The 20,953-nt window shown below is 36.2% G+C and carries 16 protein-coding genes; 8 read left to right on the top strand and 8 right to left on the bottom strand.

From position 1 onward, the window contains the following. Positions 1 to 33 precede the first annotated feature (33 nt). Positions 34 to 702: a hypothetical protein gene (locus ACONDI_RS11040; protein ID WP_241078603.1), complete on the bottom strand. Its 669-nt coding sequence runs from the start codon at positions 700 to 702 to the stop codon at positions 34 to 36. A gap of 564 nt (positions 703 to 1,266) precedes the next feature. On the opposite strand from ACONDI_RS11040, the gene ACONDI_RS11035 reads away from it, so the two are divergent. Beyond that, positions 1,267 to 2,862 carry a long-chain-fatty-acid--CoA ligase gene (locus tag ACONDI_RS11035; RefSeq protein WP_241078602.1) on the top strand — a complete coding sequence of 532 codons (1,596 nt, stop codon included), beginning with the start codon at positions 1,267 to 1,269 and terminating at the stop codon, positions 2,860 to 2,862. 128 nt (positions 2,863 to 2,990) lie between these two features. Here the strand turns inward: ACONDI_RS11035 and ACONDI_RS11030 are convergent, their stop codons facing one another. From ACONDI_RS11030 to ACONDI_RS11020, 3 genes are all read right to left on the bottom strand, one after another. Beyond that, complete coding sequence (locus tag ACONDI_RS11030; protein WP_241078601.1) at positions 2,991 to 5,084, bottom strand: methyl-accepting chemotaxis protein; 2,094 nt, start codon at positions 5,082 to 5,084, stop codon at positions 2,991 to 2,993. Between the two features lie 401 nt (positions 5,085 to 5,485). Beyond that, positions 5,486 to 6,361 carry a radical SAM protein gene (locus ACONDI_RS11025; RefSeq protein WP_241078600.1) on the bottom strand — a complete coding sequence of 292 codons (876 nt, stop codon included), beginning with the start codon at positions 6,359 to 6,361 and terminating at the stop codon, positions 5,486 to 5,488. A gap of 2 nt (positions 6,362 to 6,363) precedes the next feature. Continuing rightward, on the bottom strand, positions 6,364 to 6,903 hold the full coding sequence (locus tag ACONDI_RS11020; RefSeq protein WP_241078599.1) for a gamma carbonic anhydrase: 540 nt from the start codon (positions 6,901 to 6,903) through the stop codon (positions 6,364 to 6,366). Positions 6,904 to 7,118: 215 nt separating this feature from the next. Between ACONDI_RS11020 and ACONDI_RS11015 the strand changes: the two genes are divergently transcribed. Both ACONDI_RS11015 and ACONDI_RS11010 read left to right on the top strand, forming a co-directional pair. Beyond that, positions 7,119 to 8,276, top strand: coding sequence for an MFS transporter (locus ACONDI_RS11015; RefSeq protein ID WP_241078598.1), 1,158 nt, complete (start codon positions 7,119 to 7,121; stop codon positions 8,274 to 8,276). 258 nt (positions 8,277 to 8,534) lie between these two features. Further along, positions 8,535 to 9,707: a CaiB/BaiF CoA transferase family protein gene (locus ACONDI_RS11010; RefSeq protein ID WP_241078597.1), complete on the top strand. Its 1,173-nt coding sequence runs from the start codon at positions 8,535 to 8,537 to the stop codon at positions 9,705 to 9,707. Here ACONDI_RS11010 and ACONDI_RS11005 read toward each other — a convergent pair. Further along, complete coding sequence (locus ACONDI_RS11005; protein ID WP_241078596.1) at positions 9,704 to 10,621, bottom strand: amidohydrolase family protein; 918 nt, start codon at positions 10,619 to 10,621, stop codon at positions 9,704 to 9,706. The two genes, ACONDI_RS11010 and ACONDI_RS11005, sit on opposite strands and share 4 nt — an antisense overlap. Positions 10,622 to 10,873: 252 nt before the next feature. Between ACONDI_RS11005 and ilvD the strand changes: the two genes are divergently transcribed. Continuing rightward, positions 10,874 to 12,535: a dihydroxy-acid dehydratase gene (gene ilvD, locus ACONDI_RS11000; RefSeq protein ID WP_241078595.1), complete on the top strand. Its 1,662-nt coding sequence runs from the start codon at positions 10,874 to 10,876 to the stop codon at positions 12,533 to 12,535. Positions 12,536 to 12,594: 59 nt separating this feature from the next. Next, a complete protein-coding gene (locus ACONDI_RS10995) occupies positions 12,595 to 13,404 on the top strand; it encodes a histidinol-phosphatase HisJ family protein (RefSeq protein ID WP_277397768.1) in 810 nt (269 codons plus the stop codon). Between the two features lie 54 nt (positions 13,405 to 13,458). On the opposite strand, the gene ACONDI_RS10990 is transcribed toward ACONDI_RS10995, so the two are convergent. Continuing rightward, complete coding sequence (locus ACONDI_RS10990; RefSeq protein WP_241078593.1) at positions 13,459 to 15,225, bottom strand: FMN-binding protein; 1,767 nt, start codon at positions 15,223 to 15,225, stop codon at positions 13,459 to 13,461. A gap of 266 nt (positions 15,226 to 15,491) precedes the next feature. Here ACONDI_RS10990 and prxU point away from each other — a divergent pair, with 266 nt between their 5' ends. After that, entirely contained in the window at positions 15,492 to 16,094 is a 603-nt protein-coding gene (gene prxU, locus ACONDI_RS10980) for a thioredoxin-dependent peroxiredoxin (RefSeq protein WP_277397767.1), read from the top strand. 91 nt (positions 16,095 to 16,185) lie between these two features. Here the strand turns inward: prxU and ACONDI_RS10975 are convergent, their stop codons facing one another. After that, positions 16,186 to 16,461 (bottom strand): hypothetical protein, encoded by a 276-nt coding sequence (locus ACONDI_RS10975; protein ID WP_241078592.1) that lies wholly within the window; start codon positions 16,459 to 16,461, stop codon positions 16,186 to 16,188. A gap of 174 nt (positions 16,462 to 16,635) precedes the next feature. Here ACONDI_RS10975 and ACONDI_RS10970 point away from each other — a divergent pair, with 174 nt between their 5' ends. Together ACONDI_RS10970 and ACONDI_RS10965 are read left to right on the top strand one after the other, a co-directional pair. Further along, positions 16,636 to 17,214, top strand: coding sequence for a biotin transporter BioY (locus tag ACONDI_RS10970; RefSeq protein ID WP_241078591.1), 579 nt, complete (start codon positions 16,636 to 16,638; stop codon positions 17,212 to 17,214). 278 nt (positions 17,215 to 17,492) lie between these two features. After that, positions 17,493 to 18,707, top strand: coding sequence for an NAD(P)-dependent malic enzyme (locus ACONDI_RS10965; protein WP_241078590.1), 1,215 nt, complete (start codon positions 17,493 to 17,495; stop codon positions 18,705 to 18,707). Positions 18,708 to 18,950: 243 nt separating this feature from the next. On the opposite strand, the gene ACONDI_RS10960 is transcribed toward ACONDI_RS10965, so the two are convergent. Then, on the bottom strand, positions 18,951 to 20,948 hold the full coding sequence (locus ACONDI_RS10960; protein WP_241078589.1) for a complex I subunit 5 family protein: 1,998 nt from the start codon (positions 20,946 to 20,948) through the stop codon (positions 18,951 to 18,953). Positions 20,949 to 20,953: the final 5 nt, after the last annotated feature.

Raw genomic sequence — 20,953 nt, 5'->3', positions numbered from 1 at the left:
TCTCCTCCTTAGTAATTATAAATCTGTGAGTAATTATAAACTAAACTCATTATCCATTTTTTTATTTATTGAATCAATTCTAGCGTTTATAGCTTCAAAGTTCCAATCAGCTACTTGCCATCCTTCCATTCTTCCTGAAGAACGGATTTCAACTAAACGAAGTATAACCTGTTCTTGATGTGTGACTTTAGGAGATTCTTCTAATAGGTTTTCTAAAATTTCTTCTGCTTTTTGTTTTATTTCTTTGTTACTAGCACCATTATTTTTGATTGATATTAGCTCTTCTTGTCCTTCCGAGATGAATTTATCGAAAACTTCTTCGAAGTTAGGCTTTGTGACTTTTACATCTGCTAGTGCACCCTTTGTACCAAAAAGAGCATACCTTTTTCTGTTTTCGATTTCTTCATAATTGGTAGCTTCAATTTCAAGGTTTTCTAAAAGAATTTTCTCAAAATCCCCAATATTTTCTGTTTGGTTATTAATTCTTATTTTTATTTTACTATTATCTTTCTCATTAATTAATTTAATATCATCTTCAGCCAATAATTTGTTGGCTTCTTCAATTTCTCCTAGTTGATGTAGTTCCCAGTAATTGTTAACTACCTCGTCGGGGGGAGTATTGTAATCATGAGTCCCACCAATCGGAAGCATAAAGCCTGCTAGTAATCCTAAAGCTAATACTGATATGAAAAATTTTTTCATAATCTCACCCTTCCTTGAAATATGCTAAATATTTAGAAAATTCACTCTAATATAAATAATATTCGCTTATACTTAATAAATTCCTTCTTTATTTTTTGTAAAATTTGTATGGTGCCAGATGGGTGACTGATGAGATATTTACGGTAGTAGTTGCTACAATGTTACAATAATCATTTGTAGAAGTATTTTGTTTTCAGGGCACCGTTATAGAATAGAAGATTATTTTTAGAATGATGTATTAGAATAGCTGCTTTATATTTTACAGAATATTCGCAAAAAAGACAAGAGTTTTTTTAGTTTATTTTTTTGGTTTAATAATAGTTTTTATGACATATACTTGAATTTATTTAACTGTCCTTGTATAATATTAACGAGATTAAAATTCTGAATATTTTAAAGTTTCGCTATATTAATACTATTACGCCTGATTAACATTAATAACCTTTAGTATATGCAACCTATAATTTTGGACTGGTTTTATTAGTTTTCATTTAAGCTAAATTTGATTTGTAATTTGATTTAATGTTAAAACTTAAAGATTTATTAAAAAGGGGGATGGTTTTTTTGAAAGTACCAATGACAACAGTAGAGTTTTTGGATAGGGCAGTAGATATTTATGGGGATCATCTGGGTGTAATAGCAGATGATGGAACGGAGTTTACTTATAATGAGTTTAATGAACGTGTTAACAGGCTCTCTAATTTATTCAAGAAGTGGGGCCTCAAATATGGTGATAGGGTAGCGATATTATCATTTAATACTCACTGGCTTTTAGAGACTTTTTATGCCACTAATCAACTAGGAATTATTAATGTACCCCTTAATTACAGGCTTAAGCCTTCTGAGTATGACTATATTTTGAAGGATTGTGGTGCTAGAGTAATAATTTGTGACTCAGAGCTAACTGATAGGATTGAAGAAATTAGAGCTGAGCTTCCTGCAGAGTATTATGTTGCTTATGATGCTAAGGATGCCAAAGGAGACTGGGAAGATTATGAAGAATTATTAGAAAGCTCAAGCCCTGAGCAGCCCGAGCGTCCCGATTATGATGAAGACGATGTCTGCACAATTAATTATACAAGTGGTACAACAGGTGACCCTAAGGGAGTTATGAGGACTTACAGGACAGAGCACTGGCATGCGTTAATTTTGAGTACACATTTTCAGATCAATGATGGCGATGTCTATCTCTGGACCCTTCCGATGTTCCATGTTAATGGCTGGGGACATATTTATTCAATTACAGGTAATGGAGGTGTGCATGTTTGTCTGAAAAAAGTTGATCCAGCTGAAGTATTTAACCGGATTAATAAATATAATGTCTCTTATCTATGTGCAGCGCCTACTGTACTTAATATGCTTATCGCCCATTATAATGATAATCCTAATATAACTACTAAAGGAGATAGCCATGTAAGGCTAACTACAGCAGGAAGTCCACCACCGCAAACTACTATGGAAACTATAGAAAATGAATTTGGTTGGGAGATTAGACAGCTTTACGGGCTGACAGAGGTGGCTCCATTTATTACAACTAGTCATAGCTTTAGATTTACCACTGAAGAAAACAAGTATGAGTTGAAAAAGATGCAGGGTTTTGAAGCTCTTGGAACTGATGTGAGAGTTGTTGACAATGTAGGTAATGATGTTGAACCTAACGGTCAAGAGATAGGAGAGATAGTTATCAGAGGTAATCAGGTTATGAAAGGGTACTGGAACAAACCTGAAGCTACTGAGGAAGCCTTTAACGCCAAAAGGCCAGGTTATTTCCATACAGGAGATTTGGCTACAATTGACGAAAATGGAATGTGTGAGATAAAAGACCGTGATAAAGATATTATCATCTCAGGTGGGGAAAATATCTCCTCTGTTGAGGTAGAGAATTTGCTTTACAAACATCCAGCAGTAGCTCAGTGTGCAGTTATAGGAGTGCCCTCAGAAAAATGGGGAGAAACACCAAAAGCTATTATTGTTCCAAAAGGAGATGAAAAGCCTGCTGAAGAGGAGATAATTAAATATTGCAAGGAAAAAATAGCAGGCTATAAATGTCCAACAAGCGTAGAATATGTTGATGCTTTACCAACAACAGCTACTGGTAAGGTGCAAAAATTTGAACTTAGAAGAAAATACTGGGAAGACAGTGATAAAAGTGTAGGTTAGATTTAGATAAAATCAGTTAATAAAAAAAGGTAAGTTTAAAAAAGTCGCCAGGGAGCAATTCAGTACACAGTCATCTTTGCTCCCTGGCGACTTTTAGCTTTTTTACTTTTAATTATTATTCGTATTCGTTATGTTTTGAAGAATTTGATTTGTTCTAAGAGACCTTCTATAACCTCTTGCTGTTCTTGCATACTTGCGCTTATCTCTTCTAAGCTTGCAGTTTGTTCTTGGGTAGATGCGCTTATTTTTTCGGCGTTTTGTGATGTGCTTTCTACGGTGTTTAGTACTTCGTCAACTGAAGCTTCTACTTCTTCACTTGATGCAGATTGTTCTTCTGCTCCTGCAGCAATATTTTGAATTTCACTATCTATACCCTTTATTTGAGTTGTTATTTCATCTACCCGTTCTTTAACATTGTTAATGGTTTCTAAAGTTTCAGAGATGGGCTTTTCAGTTTCTTCGACTGCTTTAAAAGCATCTGAAGTTTTGTTTTTTACTTCATCTACAACTGACTTAACTTCTTCGGCAGATTTCGATGATTGTTCGGCTAATTTTCTGACCTCGTCAGCTACTACTGCAAAACCTTTTCCATGTTCTCCAGCTCTTGCTGCTTCAATTGTAGCATTAAGGGCAAGAAGGTTAGTCTGCTCGGAGATTTCTGTTATTGTGTTTACAAACTCTGTTATATTAGAAACAGCGTTTTCAGCCTCTTGATAACTTTCCCTGACTTTATCTCTGCCTTTTCCAACTTCATCAAGTTTTTCTAAAGACTTGTCCATCATTTTATTAATATTTTCAGCATTTTCGCTTGTACTTGAACTGTTATCGGCAGCTTTTTCTGCTGAACTTGCCATGTTTTGGGCCGAATTTGAGATATCTTCGATAGCTTTTTTGGTCTCAGAAAGAGAGTTAGAATTTTCGCCTGCTCCTTCGGATACCTGTTCAATACCCTGGCTTACTTCTTCCATTCCTTTATTTGATTCATCTAATGCGATATTTATTTCATTTGCAGAAGCCGTTGCCTTTTCTGCAGATTCTTTTATTTTGCCAATTAGATCTTTAAAGGCATTGGAAATATTATTTAGAGAATTAGCCATCTGTCCTATTTCATCTTTTCTCTTAAGATGCTCTTTTGAGATGTCATCTTGAAGATTGCCTGATGCTATTTTTTCTGCATGCTCTGCAGCTTGAATAATTGGGTTTGAAAATTTACCCCCGATCATATAACCGGTAATAGCAACTATTGCAGCTACTATAAAGCCAACAATTAATAGATAATTCTGTAGTTCTGCTGCTCCGGCAAAAGCTTCATCTTGCTCTACCTCTATAACATAACCGACAGGGGTATCTCCAAGTACTGTAATACCTAACTGTCCAAGGACTGAATTTCCCATATAGTCCTCGTATTCCATCTGTTCACTGAATTGAAAAAGCTCTTCCTCTTCAAGATCTTGTGCCAAAACATCTTTTAGTACTTCTATACCGCTGCTTTCTACATACTCTTGAAGAACTGCATCTTCTTGATATTCGCCTCTTAATGTATTCGTTTGCAATAATCCTTCTTCATTGATAAGGTAAGCGTTTGCAGTATCGCCAATAATGTCTATTCCTTCATGAATTGTCTGATTAATGTGTTCATCACCAAACATCAAATTAATAGTACCTATTATTTCACCATCCAGGCCGTGTACAGGCCCTGATACGACAAGAGCATTTTGGTCGATGATTTCGGAGTAAAAGAACTCGTCCCAATTAACTTCACCTTCAAGAGAGGTCTGGATGTAATCTCTCATGGAAATATCTTCACCTATGGTATCCTCGATGGTACCATAGACAATCTCTCCTTCAGGATCTGTGAAAAATATAAAAGAATAACCAAATTCATCTTCTATAGTATGACTAATGTTATGTAGGACATCTATTCTTTCCTGCCACTCTTCATCATTAGTATCCCAATCTGCATCTCTTAAGGTTTCCAGGCTTGTCCTTACATCTTCAACCTGGGAAAAAGTTATTACATCTCCTTCTCTTTCTTCGAAAAATTCACTTAATTGTTCATTTGAAATCTCTGAATACATCTCCATAGAATTTGATACTTCTTCCCTTAAATTATCTTCTGCGGAAATAAAAGAAATAATACCTACAGCCAAAATAGGTATTAAGCCAACTAAAAGGAATAACATTATTAGTTTTCCTTTTAAACTGTTTAACATTGATTTCATTAGCAGTTTCCCTCCTGAAGTCTAGATTTTAGTAGAAATAATAAAAAAATTTTCGAAACATGTTTTATGCCTTATTTTAAACCATAAAAAAACAACAAGTAATAGTATAAAAGTAATGATTTTCTGATAAATTACTTACTAATCTTCATGGAAGATAATATGAAATGAGAAAATCGACCTAAAATATCGAATTTTTTTAATTTTCCTCGAAAATTGTTATTAATGGTCCCAATTATGATAGGTAATAATGTCAATATATAAAAATATAAATAAAAATGTATAAAGACCTGATATAATAAAAATTAATATAAACATAAATTATATTAATACAGAAAAATAACAAAAGCCCCGAAAGGGCTTTTATGAACAATTATAATATTGACCCTATAAGCTATGCAGGCTTATAAGCCTCTTAAATGATCTGGTCTTAGTCCTGCTTTTTTAGGATTTTTTAGTGCTGATCTAATCATATCTAAAAGTTTGTCCCGGTCTTTATTTAATGTGCCCTTAAGGGGTAAGTAGTTAGAAGCGTGGTTAGATCTAAAAACTGTATTTTCTAGTTCAAAATTTTCTAGGAGGATTTCTAACTCTTGAAGTATTTCTACTGAATCTAATGGTTGAAATTCACCCTTTTCTATTTTTTTGTGTAGTGAGGATCTAGGGTCTACCATCAGGGTTAGTGCTCCAAGATAAGTAGGGTTTATTTTGTTTGTTACTTTGGCTGTTTCTACTGCATGTTCTTTTATTAATTCTTTTCCACCAAGACCTAAGATAATAGTTGCAGAAAGTTTTAGATCATTGTTCATGATTTTTTGTCCTGCCTCTATCATTTCCTCGACTGTTACCCCTTTGTTAACCATTTTTAGTATTTTATCGCTTCCACTTTCGATCCCCAGGTAATAAAGCTCTAAGCCGTTTTCTCCAAGAGTTTTTAACTCTTTATCGGTCTTGTCTAAAACATCCTTTGGTCCAGCATAAATCGAGATTCTTTCAACGTTTGGAAATTTTTCTTTAATATAGTTAAGGGTTTTGACCAGGGTGTCTGTATCTACAGCCAGGGCATTACCATCTGCTAAGAATATTCTTTTTATAATCCTTGGGTCGTTAGCAAGCTCGTCGATATGGCTTTTTATTTCTTTTAGGCTTTTGATGTAAAACTTTTTTTCTTTGTACATTCCACAAAAAGTACACGCGTTATGGGAACATCCATGGGTGATCTGGAGTATTAGGCTTGAAGCTTCACTTGGTGGTCTGTACAAAGGAGTGCTGTAAACCATACTTATACACCTTCCTCACTATTAAAATAGTCTTCTTCTAGTTTTTTATAATACTGACCTCTCTCTTCGTAACTATTTCTAATCCTATTCATTTCCTCAATTTCACCTTCTGTTAGCTCGCGAATAACTTTGGCAGGCGACCCCATCACTAGAGTTTTTGGTGGGATACTTTTACTAGGTGGCACTACACTTCCTGCAGCCACCATGGCTCCTTCGCCAATTTCTGCATTATCTAATACTGTACTGCTTATACCTATTAAGGCGTTTTTTCTGACCTTGCAGGCATGAAGGACCACGTTATGACCAACAGTTACACCATCTTCAATTATGACCGGCAGTTCAGGGCTTTGATGTAAGATAGTATTATCTTGTATGTTTACCCCGTCACCAATTATTGTTGGCGCTACGTCTCCTCTTATTACACAACCATACCATATGCTTGTTTTTTTGCCAACTTTAACATCACCGGTAATTATGGCACTGCTAGCTATAAAAGAACTATCTTTGATTTCAGGGTATTTGTCTTTATAAGGTAATATCATTGTTTTTAACCCCTTTCAAATAAATATTGCTAGATTAACATAAAAGTCTGACCAATTAGCACTTAAGTTATAAACTAAACTCGCTCATATAATTTTGCATCAGAATCACATTTATATTTTAACATTTTTTATAAATTTTTTGTCAATTCTCAGCCAATTTGTTAAACTTAAATTTGGATTTGCCAGTTATTTAAACAATTTAGGAGATGAACTAGATGACAAACAAGAACTTTTTGTTACTTTTGGGTGCTGCACTACTAACATTTATTAATTTTTTTGCGACTCTTGTTACAGCCCCTATTCATGTGATAGAGCTTGGTGGCAATGAATTCTATGCGGGGTTACAAAACACTGTTTTTTTTATTGCTGCTGTTCTTTTGAGGTTTTATTTTGGACCTATGGCAGATAGTAGAGGGAGGAAGGTTCCCCTTTTGATTGGAATATTTGCCTTTGCTACTGCTCCTTTGCTGTTTATGATTAGTAATAGTGTGTTTTCTTTGATAATGGCAAGGGTGTATCAGGCAGTAGGCCTTGCTGCTTATTTTTCGGCAGGAACGTCTCTTACTGCTGATATCTCTCCCCCGGACAAAAGAGGCAGTTATCTAGGTATGTACAGGCTTGTTAATACTCTTGCTCTTCTTCTTGGTCCTGCTATCGCTATGCAATTAAAGGATGCTTATAATTTTGATGCCTGGTTCATAGTTAGTTTTGGCATAGGAGTAGCAGCTTTTATTCTTGGAACTATGATAACACCTCCAGCCTTTGAGGCACAAAAGACTTCTGGTATAAAAGAAGAGGTAGAAAAGAATATAAAAGTGTTAAGAGATAAAAATTTGTGGCCTATCTATATTGCTACCTCTCTTGGAGCCTTTTCTCATGGTGTGATATTTACATTTAGTTCGATTTATGTTTCTCAGGTGATGAATATGGACAATCCTGCAATTTACTTTACTTTCTTTGGGGTGTTTGGCATATTCGCCAATCTTGCGGCCGGCTATTTGTCTGATATTTTTGGTAGGGCGAGAGTGGTATGGCCCTGTCTTATCAGCGCAGGGATAGGGGTCGGTATATATGTGATATTACCATTGTCATCTTTGGTCTTTTATCTTAGCAGCTTTTTTGTTGGTTTTGGCTTTAGCGGTGCTATAACTGCAATTGCTGCCTGGCTTGTAGATAGGAGCCAGGACAAAACAAGAGCTACTGCTCTATCGTTTTTCGAAAGTACTATTGATATGTCTATAGCTATTTCTTCTTTTATTTTTGGTGGAATATTAGGCATTATAGGTTTTCCTTTGTCTTTTATGCTGTTTGGTTTATTAATAGTTCTGGCATCTTTGGTCATGTTTAGGTTTACTTTGATGGGAAGGTTCTAAATGAGATGTCAGAGCACCTGCCTGCTACCAACATGTCGGGGGAACTTATTTGTGCTAAAAATCTCGCAAATTAAAAGCTCATTTATGGTAGCAGGCAGGTGTTTACAATAAATATTAACAATGAACTATAACAGAACATTATTAAAAAATTCTGATAATTGTGATAGAATCTATAAGAGTGATTAATAGTTATATCAAATGAATGGTTAGCAATGTTAATAAAAAAATTAAAATTAAGATTGGGGGAAGCATGGTTTTATGTATTCATTGTTAAAGGATGTTAAGATACTTGATTTATCAAGGCTTTTGCCCGGAGGTTTTGCTACTCAAATGCTTGGTGATATGGGTGCAGATGTTTTGAAGGTAGAGGATCCTTGGCTTGGGGATTATATGAGGTGGCTTGAGCCGCATTTTGAAGGCCTTGAAGAAAGTCCGTTATTTTGGGGGCTTAATAGGAATAAAAGGGCGATAAAATTAAATTTAAAAAGCGAAAAGGGCAAGGAGATACTTTTTAAACTAATTCAGGAATACGATGTGGTGGTAGAAGGATTTAGGCCTGGCATTATGGAGAAGTTAGGTATTGGGTATGAAACACTTAAGGAGAAAAACCCAGGGGTAATACTTTGTTCTATATCTGGATATGGGCAGGATGGACCTTATAGGGATAAGTCAGGACATGATTTGAACTTTACTTCACTGTCTGGAATTGTGGGGTTAACTGGCGAAAAAGACAAAGACCCTGTTATACCTCCAGTACAAATAGGAGATATAGGTGGAGGTTCTTTGATGGCGGTGCCTGGAATTTTGGCTGCTTTGTATAACCGTGAAAAAACAGGCAAAGGTCAGTATATAGATATATCTATGCTTGATGGTGCTGTTTCTTTTGCGACAATGCTCATATCTCAGCTTGGAATAAGTGAAGACCTAAAAAGGGGAGAGGCTACCCTTAGTGGTAAGCTACCATGCTATAATGTCTACCCTACCAAAGATGGTAAACATATGGCTCTAGCGGCCCTTGAGCCAAAATTTTGGGAAGATTTTTGTAAGGTGGTTAAAAGAGAGGATTTGATTTCGAAAAGGCTGTCTGAAGAAGAAGAAGTAAAAGATGAAGTAAAAAACATATTTTTATCTAAGACCCGAGAAGAATGGGAAGAGATCTTTGCTAATGAGGATGTGTGCTGTGATCCTGTCCTTGACCTAGATGAACTAGAAAATAATCCTCAGATAAAACATAGGAAAGTTCTTAAGGACATACCTCATCCAAGGGGTGGTAATGTAAAAGTTGTAGATACTCCTATTAAATTTAGTGAGGAAGAAAAAAGAGAGCACAGACAGCCTCCAGAATACGGTGAACATACTGAAGAGGTTTTACAAGAACTAGGTTTCGGTGAAGATGAGATTACTAATTTGAAAGAGGATAAAATAATCTAGGACCCCAAAAATTTAGTGGCATTTGTTGAAAATAACTTTTGGTAAAAGTCTTTGTCTAGTTCTAGCTCTAATATTTTTTCGATTCCTTTTACCATGTCATGCTTAATTAAAGGGAAATCACTTCCATATACTATTTTGTCTTCAAGATCTAAAATTTTTTCCATGTAATTTCCCAGGGGAAATGCCGGGTTACCCAGGATGAAAGAAGTGTCTAAGTATACATTTTCGTAGTTTTTGGCCAGGTAATATGATTTGTCTAATTCGTATAGGCCAAGATGTGCTATCTGAACTCTTAAATATGGAAACTTTTTTAGGACGTTATAAAGATAATCAATACTTAAATGGCTCTCAGGATAGGGGCAGGTGCCTGCATGAATTATAAGGCACTTATCCCTTTTGTTTAGTGCTTCGTATACAGGAGAGAGGGAAGAGTCATCAGCTCTTATTTTTTGTACTAAAAGATGGAGCTTGATACCGGGGAAGCTCCAGTTATCAAGAACTTCTCCTAGAATTCTGTCTAGGTCCTTGTCGCCTGGATGAATACACCCGAAAGGTAGGAGCATCTTATCTATGCAAAAATCCTTTGCCCATTTGTTAAGAGAATAAGATATGTCTGGTTTGTGTGCATACAGAAGCAAAAAACTTCTTTTGATTCCTGCTAGTTCTAAATATTTATAAAGGCTGTCTGTATCTTTTTTGTAAGGGATTACCCAGCCTGCCCAGTCAAACCAGTTAAAAATTGCGTTAAATAATTTTGGCGGATAAAGGTGGATATGAGTGTCTGTAAAAGGTTTGTCTTCTAAAATATCATTTAGGTTTTCGGTCAAGCTTTCGACCCTTTTTTTATGGATTTGCCAGTAATCGGGCTTATTGTATTTATCTTCTCGAAAAACTTCAGGTTTTTTGATATTCATAACAGATCCCCTTTCCTCCCCTTTGTTTTATAATATTATAATTTGTTTCTTAATTGCAAATAAAATTTGATTTACTTTTTAGCAGGAGTTTATTTTTATTAAGAGTATTTCTAAATATAGATTTATAATAATATGGCGAGTATTTTTTAAAGTGATTTGCCAAATTTTAGCTTATTGTGAATAGAATTTTTGCATTAGAATCAATGTCATGTTTTTATAAAATATTTTATGTTAAAGGAGAGGTTAACAATTATGAGGCGTAGTGATGTAGTAAAAAAAGGTCCTAAAGGTGCACCGGCAAGAGCCCTTTTTTATGGTATGGGTTATGGTAAAGAAGAGATAGAACGTCCTTTGATAGGGATTGTTAATTCTCAAAATGAAATAGTTCCGGGTCATAAACACCTTGATGAGATAGCAGTGGAAGCAAAAAAAGGGGTAACGATGAATGGGGGCACTCCCCTTGAGTTTCCTGCAATTGGAATTTGTGATGGCATAGCCATGGGGCATGAAGGGATGCGCTATCCCCTCGCAAGCAGGGAGCTTATCTGTGATTCTATAGAATCTATGGCTATGGCACACGGCCTTGACGGTTTAGTTCTTATTACCAACTGTGACAAAATCACACCGGCGATGTTGATGGCTGCTGCAAGGCTTAATATTCCTAGCGTTGTGGTAAGTGGTGGTCCGATGAAAGCCGGGAAACTTAAAGGTGAAAAGCTTGATTTTAGCAATTGTATAGAGAGGGTAGGGGCATACAAAAATGGCAAGATAGATGAACAGGAACTTGAAGCTGTGGCAGAAAAGACCTGTCCTGGATGTGGGTCATGTGCTGGGCTTTTTACAGCTAATAGTATGAACTGTTTGACAGAAGCTCTTGGAATGGGTCTATCATATAATGGTACAGCTATGGCACACAGCGGTGAGAGGCTTAGGCTTGCAAGAGAAGCAGGGAAACAAGTGATGAACTGTTTGGAAAGTGATCTTAAGCCTTTGGATGTACTGACCCTATCTGCTTTTAAAAATGCGATAGCTGTTGATATGGCAATGGCTGGTTCTTCTAATACCGTGCTTCATCTTCCTGCTATTGCAAATGAAGCGGGCATATCCTTGGAGTTAGATTTGTTTGATGAAATAAGTGGGGATACACCTTATTTAACGAAGTTAAGTCCTAGTGGTGAACATCATATGGAGGATTTTCATGAGGCAGGAGGCATACCTTCCCTTATGAATGAGCTTATAAAGGGTGATTTGCTTGATGAGAATGCCAAAACAATAACAGGGAAGACAATTGGGGAAAATGTAAAAGATAAAGAAATTGAAGATGAAAATGTTATAAAGCCCATTGATTCTCCCCATAGGCCTACAGGAGGGCTTGCGATTCTTAAAGGGAATTTGGCTCCTGAGGGTGCAGTTGTTAAGGAGTCTGCTGTTGCAGAAGAGATGCTTAGACATAAAGGTCCCGCGAAGGTTTTTGATTCTGAAGAGGAAGCGATTGAGGCAATTTTTGATGGGAAAATAAAAGAAAAAGATGTTGTGGTAATAAGGTATGAGGGACCAAAGGGTGGTCCTGGTATGAAAGAAATGTTAAGCCCAACCTCTGCTATAGCTGGAATGGGCCTTGATAAAGATGTAGCTCTTCTTACAGACGGTAGATTTTCGGGGGCTACCAGGGGAGCGGCTATTGGACATATTTCACCAGAAGCGATGGAAGAAGGGGAGATAGGTCTACTTCGTGATGGGGACATTATTGAGATAGATATACCTGAAAGAAAGTTAAATGTAGAGCTATCAGAAGAAGAGCTAAAAAAGAGAAGAGAAGAATTTGAGAAACCTCCATTAAAAGTTAATAAAGGTTATCTGGCTAGATATGCTAGACTGGTTAAATCGGCAAGTACCGGGGCAGTATTAGAGTAAAAAGCAAAAGCAGTATATAAGTAAAAGGAGATGGTAATATATCTGCTGTAACTAATCTAGTGGATTATCACGTCCATACCAAATTCTCGGATGATTCTAATATGGATATTAGGGAATTGATAGAAGAAGCAAAAAAGAAAAACATTAAGGAAATTTGTATAACAGATCATTTGGAGCCAGATGATTTAGATGGCGGTAGTATAGAGTCTCTCAAAGAATATACTAAAAAGTATTTTGAAGAGATCAAGGAAGTTTCTATGAAAAAAGATTGCCCTAAGATTAAAATAGGAGTAGAGCTTGGTTTGTCTAGAAGCACCTTGAATGCAAGTAAAGAATATATCAAGGCTCACTCCTATGATTTTGTGCTGGCATCTTTGCACGAGGTGAATGGAGTAGAGGTAAATGACTGGGGTTTTCATAAGTCGATATCTGCCGAAAAAGCATACAAACTATATTTAGAAGAAATGTACTACTGCCTAGAGAATTATGATAACTTTGACTGCCTTGGTCATCTTGATCTAATGAGGCGTTATATAAAAAGATTTAAAGGGAAAAATGATATAATTTTTACTTATGAACTTAAACCCATGATCGATGATATATTAAGACTAATAATCGATAAAGGGAAGGGTATCGAGCTAAATACATCAGGCTACAGATACGGCTTATTGACGCCTTTACCATCTTTTGAAGTTTTGGAAAGATATAAAGAGCTAGGCGGAGAGGTTATCACCATAGGTTCTGATGCTCATAGTGAAGAAGAGATAGGAGATAAAATTCAGCATGCTCATGAATTACTTTTGGAAACTGGTTTTGAGTATTTTTATACTTATGAAGATAGAAAAGCTATAGCAAATAAATTGAAATAAAAAATATAAAAGAGGCCTAAAATGGCCTCTTTTTTTGATCTCTCTTTTTTTGACTTAGTTAATGATATGCCCTACAGCATCATTAACAGCTTCTACAATACCTTCGCTTGAGGCTGTTGCTCCAGTTTCCGTATCTACATCAGTGCTTCCTGCCTCAAGAATGTCATCTACAGTTTTCACACCATCTTCCCAATATGAAGGTGTTTCATCCTGGTTTAATACTTCAACGTTCACAATTTCATCTCCAACCATAGTAACTTTAACTTCTATTGTGCTTTTGAAACCTTCTCCAGAGCCGGTGAAGCTTTCTTCGTCAGTAACTTCTTCAGCTTCTTCTTCAGTTTCTTCAATTTCTTGTGGTATCTCAGAAACTTTTGCTTCTATCTTTGCGTTATTCATAGCGTCTCTTACAGCAGCCATCCAAAGATTAGAACTACCTGTAGCACCAGTATAGATATCAACTTCTGACCCATTAGCATTTATAAATCTTTCTGGCATTTCTTCTTTTGCTTCATGGAATTCATCCCAATCATAGTCTTCATCTTTTACTTCTACTTCGCCTTCATTATCTAATCTTGCTTCATTTAACTCAACTTCTACTATATTGCTATCTTCAAAGGTTACAATAGCAATTCCCCAGGTATCTCTCATATTTATTGGGGAAATTCCCATGAAAATTCCATCAAAAGGCCCTTCAGAAAGGGCATTTGCTACCGCTTCTTTCGCCTGGTCTGATGTGCTAGTTGCGCCTGTTATACCATCTACATCACTAGAGCTTGATTCCAAGAATCTATTCTCTAGTTCTGAAACCATTGCCCCGTGGCTATCATATTCTTCGAATAAATCAACATCTATACGCTCGCTCCAGCTTTCGATGCGGCCTTCATCTAAATATTCAAAGTCTACATCTTTTCTTAGGCCGTCATTAGTGTATTCTGTTAAACCAATGTTTACAAATTCGTCACCATCAAGTATTATATCTGCTTTAGTAAATCCTCTGCTTTCCTCTGAGGCTCCTACTGTTCTTTCATATACCCCGGCTTTTGCAAGAGCTCTTGCTACTGCTTGTTTCCACTGTTCTGAGCTTCCCGTGGCACCTGTATAAATGTCTACTTCAGGCCCATTAGCACCTACAAATCTTCCTGGCATTTCTTCTTTTGCTTCATGGAATTCTTCATAACTGTATTCTTCGTCTTTAAGGTCTGAATCTCTTTTTAAACCATACGGGTCATCTTTTGCAACTTCTTCTAGCTCAACGTCTACTATATTTCCATCTTCTACTTCAACAATTGCTATTCCCCAACTTCTTGAGTCGTCATCAGAAATACCCATAAATCTGCCGTCAAATAAGGTCTCGCCCTCTGCTTTTGCTAAAGCCATCTCAACAGCTTCAATAGCTTGATCAGATGTACTTGTGGCCCCAGTAATTCCGTCAATGTCAGCTGCATTTGTTTCGACGAACCTTCTTTCTAATTCTTCAGTCATTGCCGCATGACTTTCGAATTCTTCGAAAAACTCTTCTGAATTATCTACGCGCTCTCCCCAACTTTCAATACGGCCTTCATTCAAATACTCAAAGTCAACATCTTTAACTAATCCTCTATTATCAAATTCTTTTAATGTTACTCCTACTATTTTGCTGTCTTCAATAACTACTTCTGCTTTTGTAAACCCTCTACTCTCCTCTGAATAACCTACAAATGTACCATCCATAGTTTCTGGCGGGTCTGCTACTGGTGTGTCAACATCTCCTTGCTCACAACCCAAAATTGTGAAAGTTACAACTAAAACAAGCCCGATAATAAGTAAAAATTTTTTCACCTGTCTTCCCCCTCATATTTTATTGTTTTTAATCCTAAGATATTATACCACGCAGGAGAGAAAGTTTCAATAATTAACTAAAAATAACTAATAATGAAAGCAACTTGTTTGATAATTATTTCACAAATAAAAAATTAAAAGTATTCATCTAATCACTTCTAAATTAAAACACTCCTAATTGTTAAAACAAATTTTAAATAATAAAAGGAAATTTGAAAATAATAACGAATAATAACTATTAGAGAATTCTAAAGGAGGAATACAATATGAGCGCTGTTGTGGGTAAGAAAGCACCTGAATTTGAAGGGAAAGCTTTAGTGAAAAATGAGATTAAAACTGTTAAAATGTCTGATTATGAAGGAAAATGGTTGGTTCTTTGTTTTTATCCTGGTGATTTTACATTTGTATGACCAACAGAGATAGCAGCAGTTGCTGCTAAGTATGATGAACTGCAAGAATTAGGGGTAGATGTTGTAGCTATTAGTACTGATAGTAACTTCAGCCATAAGATTTGGCAGGAAGTGGAACTATCTAAGATGGTTGAAGGTGGGATTCCTTTTCCTATGATGTCTGATTCCAATGGCAAAATCGGACGTGCGTATGGGGTATATAGTGAAGAAGGTGGAGTGAATATAAGAGGTCGTTTTCTCATAAATCCAGAAGGTAAACTTAGGGCAATGGAGGTTTTGACACCAGAAGTTGGTCGAAACGTTTCAGAACTACTTCGTCAAGTAAAAGCATATCAACATATAGAAAAAACAGGGGAAGTAACTCCTTCAGGTTGGGAACCTGGCAAAAAGACTTTAAAACCCCGTCCAGACTTAGCAGGAAAGGTATGGAAAGAATGGAAGGTAGAAGATAACTATTAATTTAGAAAAAGATTTACAACGTTGAAATATATGTTGTTAAAATGAGTACATAAAAAAAGCCCGGTTAATAAGGGCTTTTTTATGTATATATTTATCTATGTTTATCTTTTTCTAAATCAAACAGAATTTTGTCTAGATACCATTCTTCTGATTGGCCAGGATTTTTTTCTTTTTGCCTTTCGATTAATCTATCTATAACTTTATCTGCTTCATCAGGAGGCATTTTTAGAAGTGCTCTACACTGCTCTCTCAAATTTTTCTTGGTACCTGGTAAAGCACCACCTGGACCTTTAAATATATTAGTTCTTTTATTAATTAAATAAACTACAGCTATAATAACGATTATACCAATTATAATTCCTGTCATGATATCATCTCCCCCCAAAAAAATTCTTATTTTTTTTTAATTTTAACATAAACAAAGGAAGGGGAAAAAAATATTTTGTAGAAATATTGAAAAGACCGTTAACCAAGAAAAAATATGAGGTTAACAAAGGCTGATAGGAAATATTATTTTAATAATTAAAGAGGTGATATAATAATGACGGAAGGACAAGGGATGAAAAATTATACTATCAAAGACTTAGTATTAATGGCGCTTTTTGCTGCTCTTACGGGGGTATTATCTTTCATTTATATTCCTATTCCATTTAGTCCCGTGCCAGTTACCGCCCAAACTGTAAGCCCTATGCTAGCCGGAGTTTTACTTGGACCCAAAAAAGCTGCTATGAGTCAGCTGGTCTATATTTTCCTAGGTGTTGTTGGCCTTCCTATTTTTGCTGGCTTTAGAAGTGGTCCTGCTGTTTTGTTTGGAGAAAGCGGTGGCTATTTGGTAGGATTTGTTGTGGGGAGTTATGTGATTGGTTTGATATATCAATTACTAAACGAAAGGTGTAACAGTATCATATCTTCAACTTTGTCAATAATTACAGGTGGAATCTTTGTAGTATACTTTTTTGGAGTGTTATGGTTGATGTTTGTATTAGAGCTTGGTTTGAATGAAGCTATTATGGCAGGTGTGGTACCGTACTTAATTGGAGATGTATTCAAAGTATTTGGAACAGTTATATTGGTAGAATCACTAAACACGCTTAAAGAAAAAGGTATTATTTTCACTTAATCGTGGAAGGGATTTTAAAAAATTAATAGAAATATACTAAATAGAATACAATAAAAAGAATATTTGTATTCTATTTTTTTAGGATAAAGCAACAAAAAACTTAATATAGTTGTTTTATTCAGGCATAATTAGTTAAAATTTTAACTTTTTAGAAAATTATATTAAATCTAAACTTTTCCTTAACTGATGTACTTAGTATGCTATTGGCCTTTTAAGGTGAATTTTTATTGTGAGTAAAGGCATCATTACAAATTTTAAATATTTGGGAGGGATTTTTTATGGATGTTAAAGAAAAAGCTTTGGAGTTACACAGGAAGAACAAAGGGAAAATCGAAGTGGTAAGCAAGGTGCCGCTCAAGTCAGCTGATGATATGAGCCTTGCTTATACGCCGGGAGTTGCTGAACCATGCAAGAAAATTCACGAGAACAGTGAGGATGTATGGGAATACACTGCAAGAGGAAATCTTGTTGCAGTTGTAACCGATGGGTCTGCTGTGCTAGGGCTAGGCAACATAGGGCCCAAAGCTGCTATGCCAGTTATGGAAGGTAAGGCAGTATTATTTAAAGAATTTGCTGATGTTGATGCTTTCCCTATTTGTGTTGATAGTCAGGATGCGGACGAAATAGTAAAGGCAGTAACTTTAACTGAATCAACCTGGGGCGGAATTAACTTAGAGGACATAACGGCTCCTGTATGTTTTGAAGTTGAGAGAAAGCTAAAAGAGCAGACTGAGCTTGCTATATTCCACGATGATCAGCATGGAACAGCCATAGTTGCAGCAGCAGCAGTGATAAATGCTGTGAAAGTACTTGGCAAAAAAGTTGAAGATTTGAATGTAGTTGTTAATGGAGCAGGAGCAGGTGGAGTAGCTGTTGCAAAGATACTTCTTGATATGAATGTGAAAAACCTGATCCTTTGTGATTCAAAAGGACCTATATACAAAGGCAGAAAAGAAGGAATGAACTGGGCTAAAGAAGAGCTAGCAGAAAAGACTAACAAAGATATGGTTAAAGGCACACTTGCTGATGCAATGAAGGGAGCAGATGCTTTCTTAGGTGTTAGTGTTGCAGGTTCTGTAACTAAGGATATGGTTTCGTCCATGAATGACGATGCTATGATTTTTGCAATGGCAAACCCTGTACCTGAGATTTTCCCTGATGAAGCTAAAGAAGCTGGGGCAAGAATTGTAGGTACCGGTAGAAGTGATTTCCCAAATCAGATAAACAATGTACTTGCATTCCCAGGAATTATGAGGGGTGCTCTTGATGTACAGTCTACTGACATAAATGAAGATATGAAAATCGCTGCAGCATATGCAATAGCTGAACTTGTTGATGAATCAGATCTTAAAGAAGATTATGTTATCCCAAATGCGCTAGATAAGAGGGTAGCTCCTGCAGTTGCCAAGGCAGCAGCCAAGGCTGCTATGGAGAGTGGCATTGCAAGAAAAGAAAAGCCCTTAGATGAAATTGGGAAGGATCTTGAAAAGTAGCTTACTCATTCTCTTCTAAGGATAGGTTTTCCCTGATGATATTATCGGGGGAGCCTATCCTTTTTTTATAAGGCTTGTTATAGATTCGTTGTTGGTGGTCTTAAGCGCAGCTGCCTGCTACCATTAGAATTTTGATTCTGGGTGCAAAAAGTCATATGAACAGAGTTTTGTTTTTAGATGTATCAATTAAAAACACCATACTTATGTGAATATACTTTTTGCACCCAGAATCACTTTTTGAATCTAAATAAAAAACTGAATATAAAACGCTAGAGATAAAACAGCAGATAACATGATTATCACTATTAAGAGATCAAAATCTAAGTTTGCAAAGCTTATTGTTTGGTAAGTATTAGCATCGCCTGGTCTGTAATCTAATTTCATAAGAGAGTTAAAGCCAAAACTATATATTTTTTGTGCTAAAGTTTTGATTGGTCTCAAAATTGCTTCTAAAGCTGTAATTGCCACTGTCCAGGCCGAGTCGCTAAATTTATTAAACTTACCAAAGTAAAATTCGCTTCCAAGCCACTCGGGTAGCTTCTTTTTGAATAGTCCTGTTTTTTTGCCAGTTATATAGATAGCTGTTCCACCAGCAAAAGCTATTAGAATATTAATCAGATCAGGTGCAATAAAAACATTAGTGTCTGCCAGGTACTCAAGGTGATCAGCTTCCATATTAAAATAGCTAAGGGTTGGAACAAGGACCTTTCCGATAAAAGCATGGGGGAAGACTCCTAGTGCTATTATAGAAAGGGCTAAAAAACCCATAGAAAGTTTAGCTGCTAGTGATTCACCTTTTACTTCTTTTAGATCGTCAGGCCTTTTGCCAAAAAAGGTCATGTGCATTAACTTGATAAAAGATGCAACTGTGCCACAACTTGTTACTACAAATATTTTTTCTGCTGTCATTAGAGAGGTGTAATGAGCTCCATAAATAGCTGAATCTTCTATAGCATGGTGCAGCAATGTTTTACTTGCATAACCATTAAGCCCTGGAAAGCCTGCTATTCCAAGGGCAGCTATTAGACAAAACAGAGCTGTAAAAGGTAAATTCCTCCAAAGACCTCCAAGGTTATACATATTTACTTCTTTTGTCTTTAAATACACCATGCCTACTGATAAAAATAATAGCGATTTAAAGAGGGCGTGGTTGATGATATGATATATTGAGCCTGAAAGGCCCATTCCGCCTTCATTTCCAAGATAGGCTGCAGCTCCAATTCCCATTAAGATGTAACCCATCTGACTTATACTATGACATGCCAGCATCCTTTTGGCATTTCCCTGGAGCAAAGCAATACTAACCCCCATAAACATAGTTACTACACCAATCCAGATTAATACATAGCCCATATTGCTAAAATACTGCCAAATTATGTCAGGGGAGAGAACACCCAGTGATTCAATATCAATTCCACCAGGAGGAGCAAAAAGACTTAATGTACGGATTATTCCATAAGCACCTGCTTTGATCATTATACCTGATAGCAAAGCGCTTGCAGGGGCAGGTGCTACAGGGTGGGCTTTTGGAAGCCAGATATGAACTGGCATCATACCGGCTTTTATCCCAAAACCAATACTAAAAAGTATAACGACAAGGTATCTAAGTCCAGGCTCTCCTACCTCAATTAACCCCTGGGATGCTTCTACGAAATCAACTGAACCGGAAAGATAGTATAAAAGACCACAACCGGCAAATACACTTAAGCCTCCAAAAATACCCATATATAAATATATATTACCTGCATCGTAAGCTTCTTCGGACTGACTGTGTACCACAAGGACGTAAGATGCCAGGGTCATAATCTCAAAGAATAATAGCAGCGTTAAGAAATCTCCTGCCAGGGCTACTCCTATGGTCCCACTGAGGGTTAATAATAGATAGCCGTAAAAACGGCTTTTATCTTTGTACTTTTCCATATAGGAAAAAGAATACACCGTTGCACTAAACCAGACAAAAGCTGAAACAAGAGCTATCAAGAACCCAAGCCCATCAACCTGAAAAGTTAGATTGAAAGGAGATACTATATCCATACTAAAGTAATATACTTTTGTCTTAGTAATTGTATTAAACATCAAAATAGTAAATAAAAGCGGTAAAAAAGAAAAGACAAATAACATAGTGTTCATAACTGTTATAGAAATGTTTCTTTTGACAAGTATGATCAAACCACCTATTAATGGTATTATTACTGCCAAAAAGGGCCAGGGCATTTGAATAATTGTATCTGGTTCATACATAATGT

Source organism: Natranaerofaba carboxydovora (assembly GCF_022539405.1).
Lineage (GTDB): Bacteria > Bacillota > Natranaerobiia > Natranaerobiales > Natranaerofabaceae > Natranaerofaba > Natranaerofaba carboxydovora.
The sequence above is the reverse complement of the archived record's forward strand: the minus strand, read 5'-3'. Positions and strand labels throughout refer to the sequence as shown.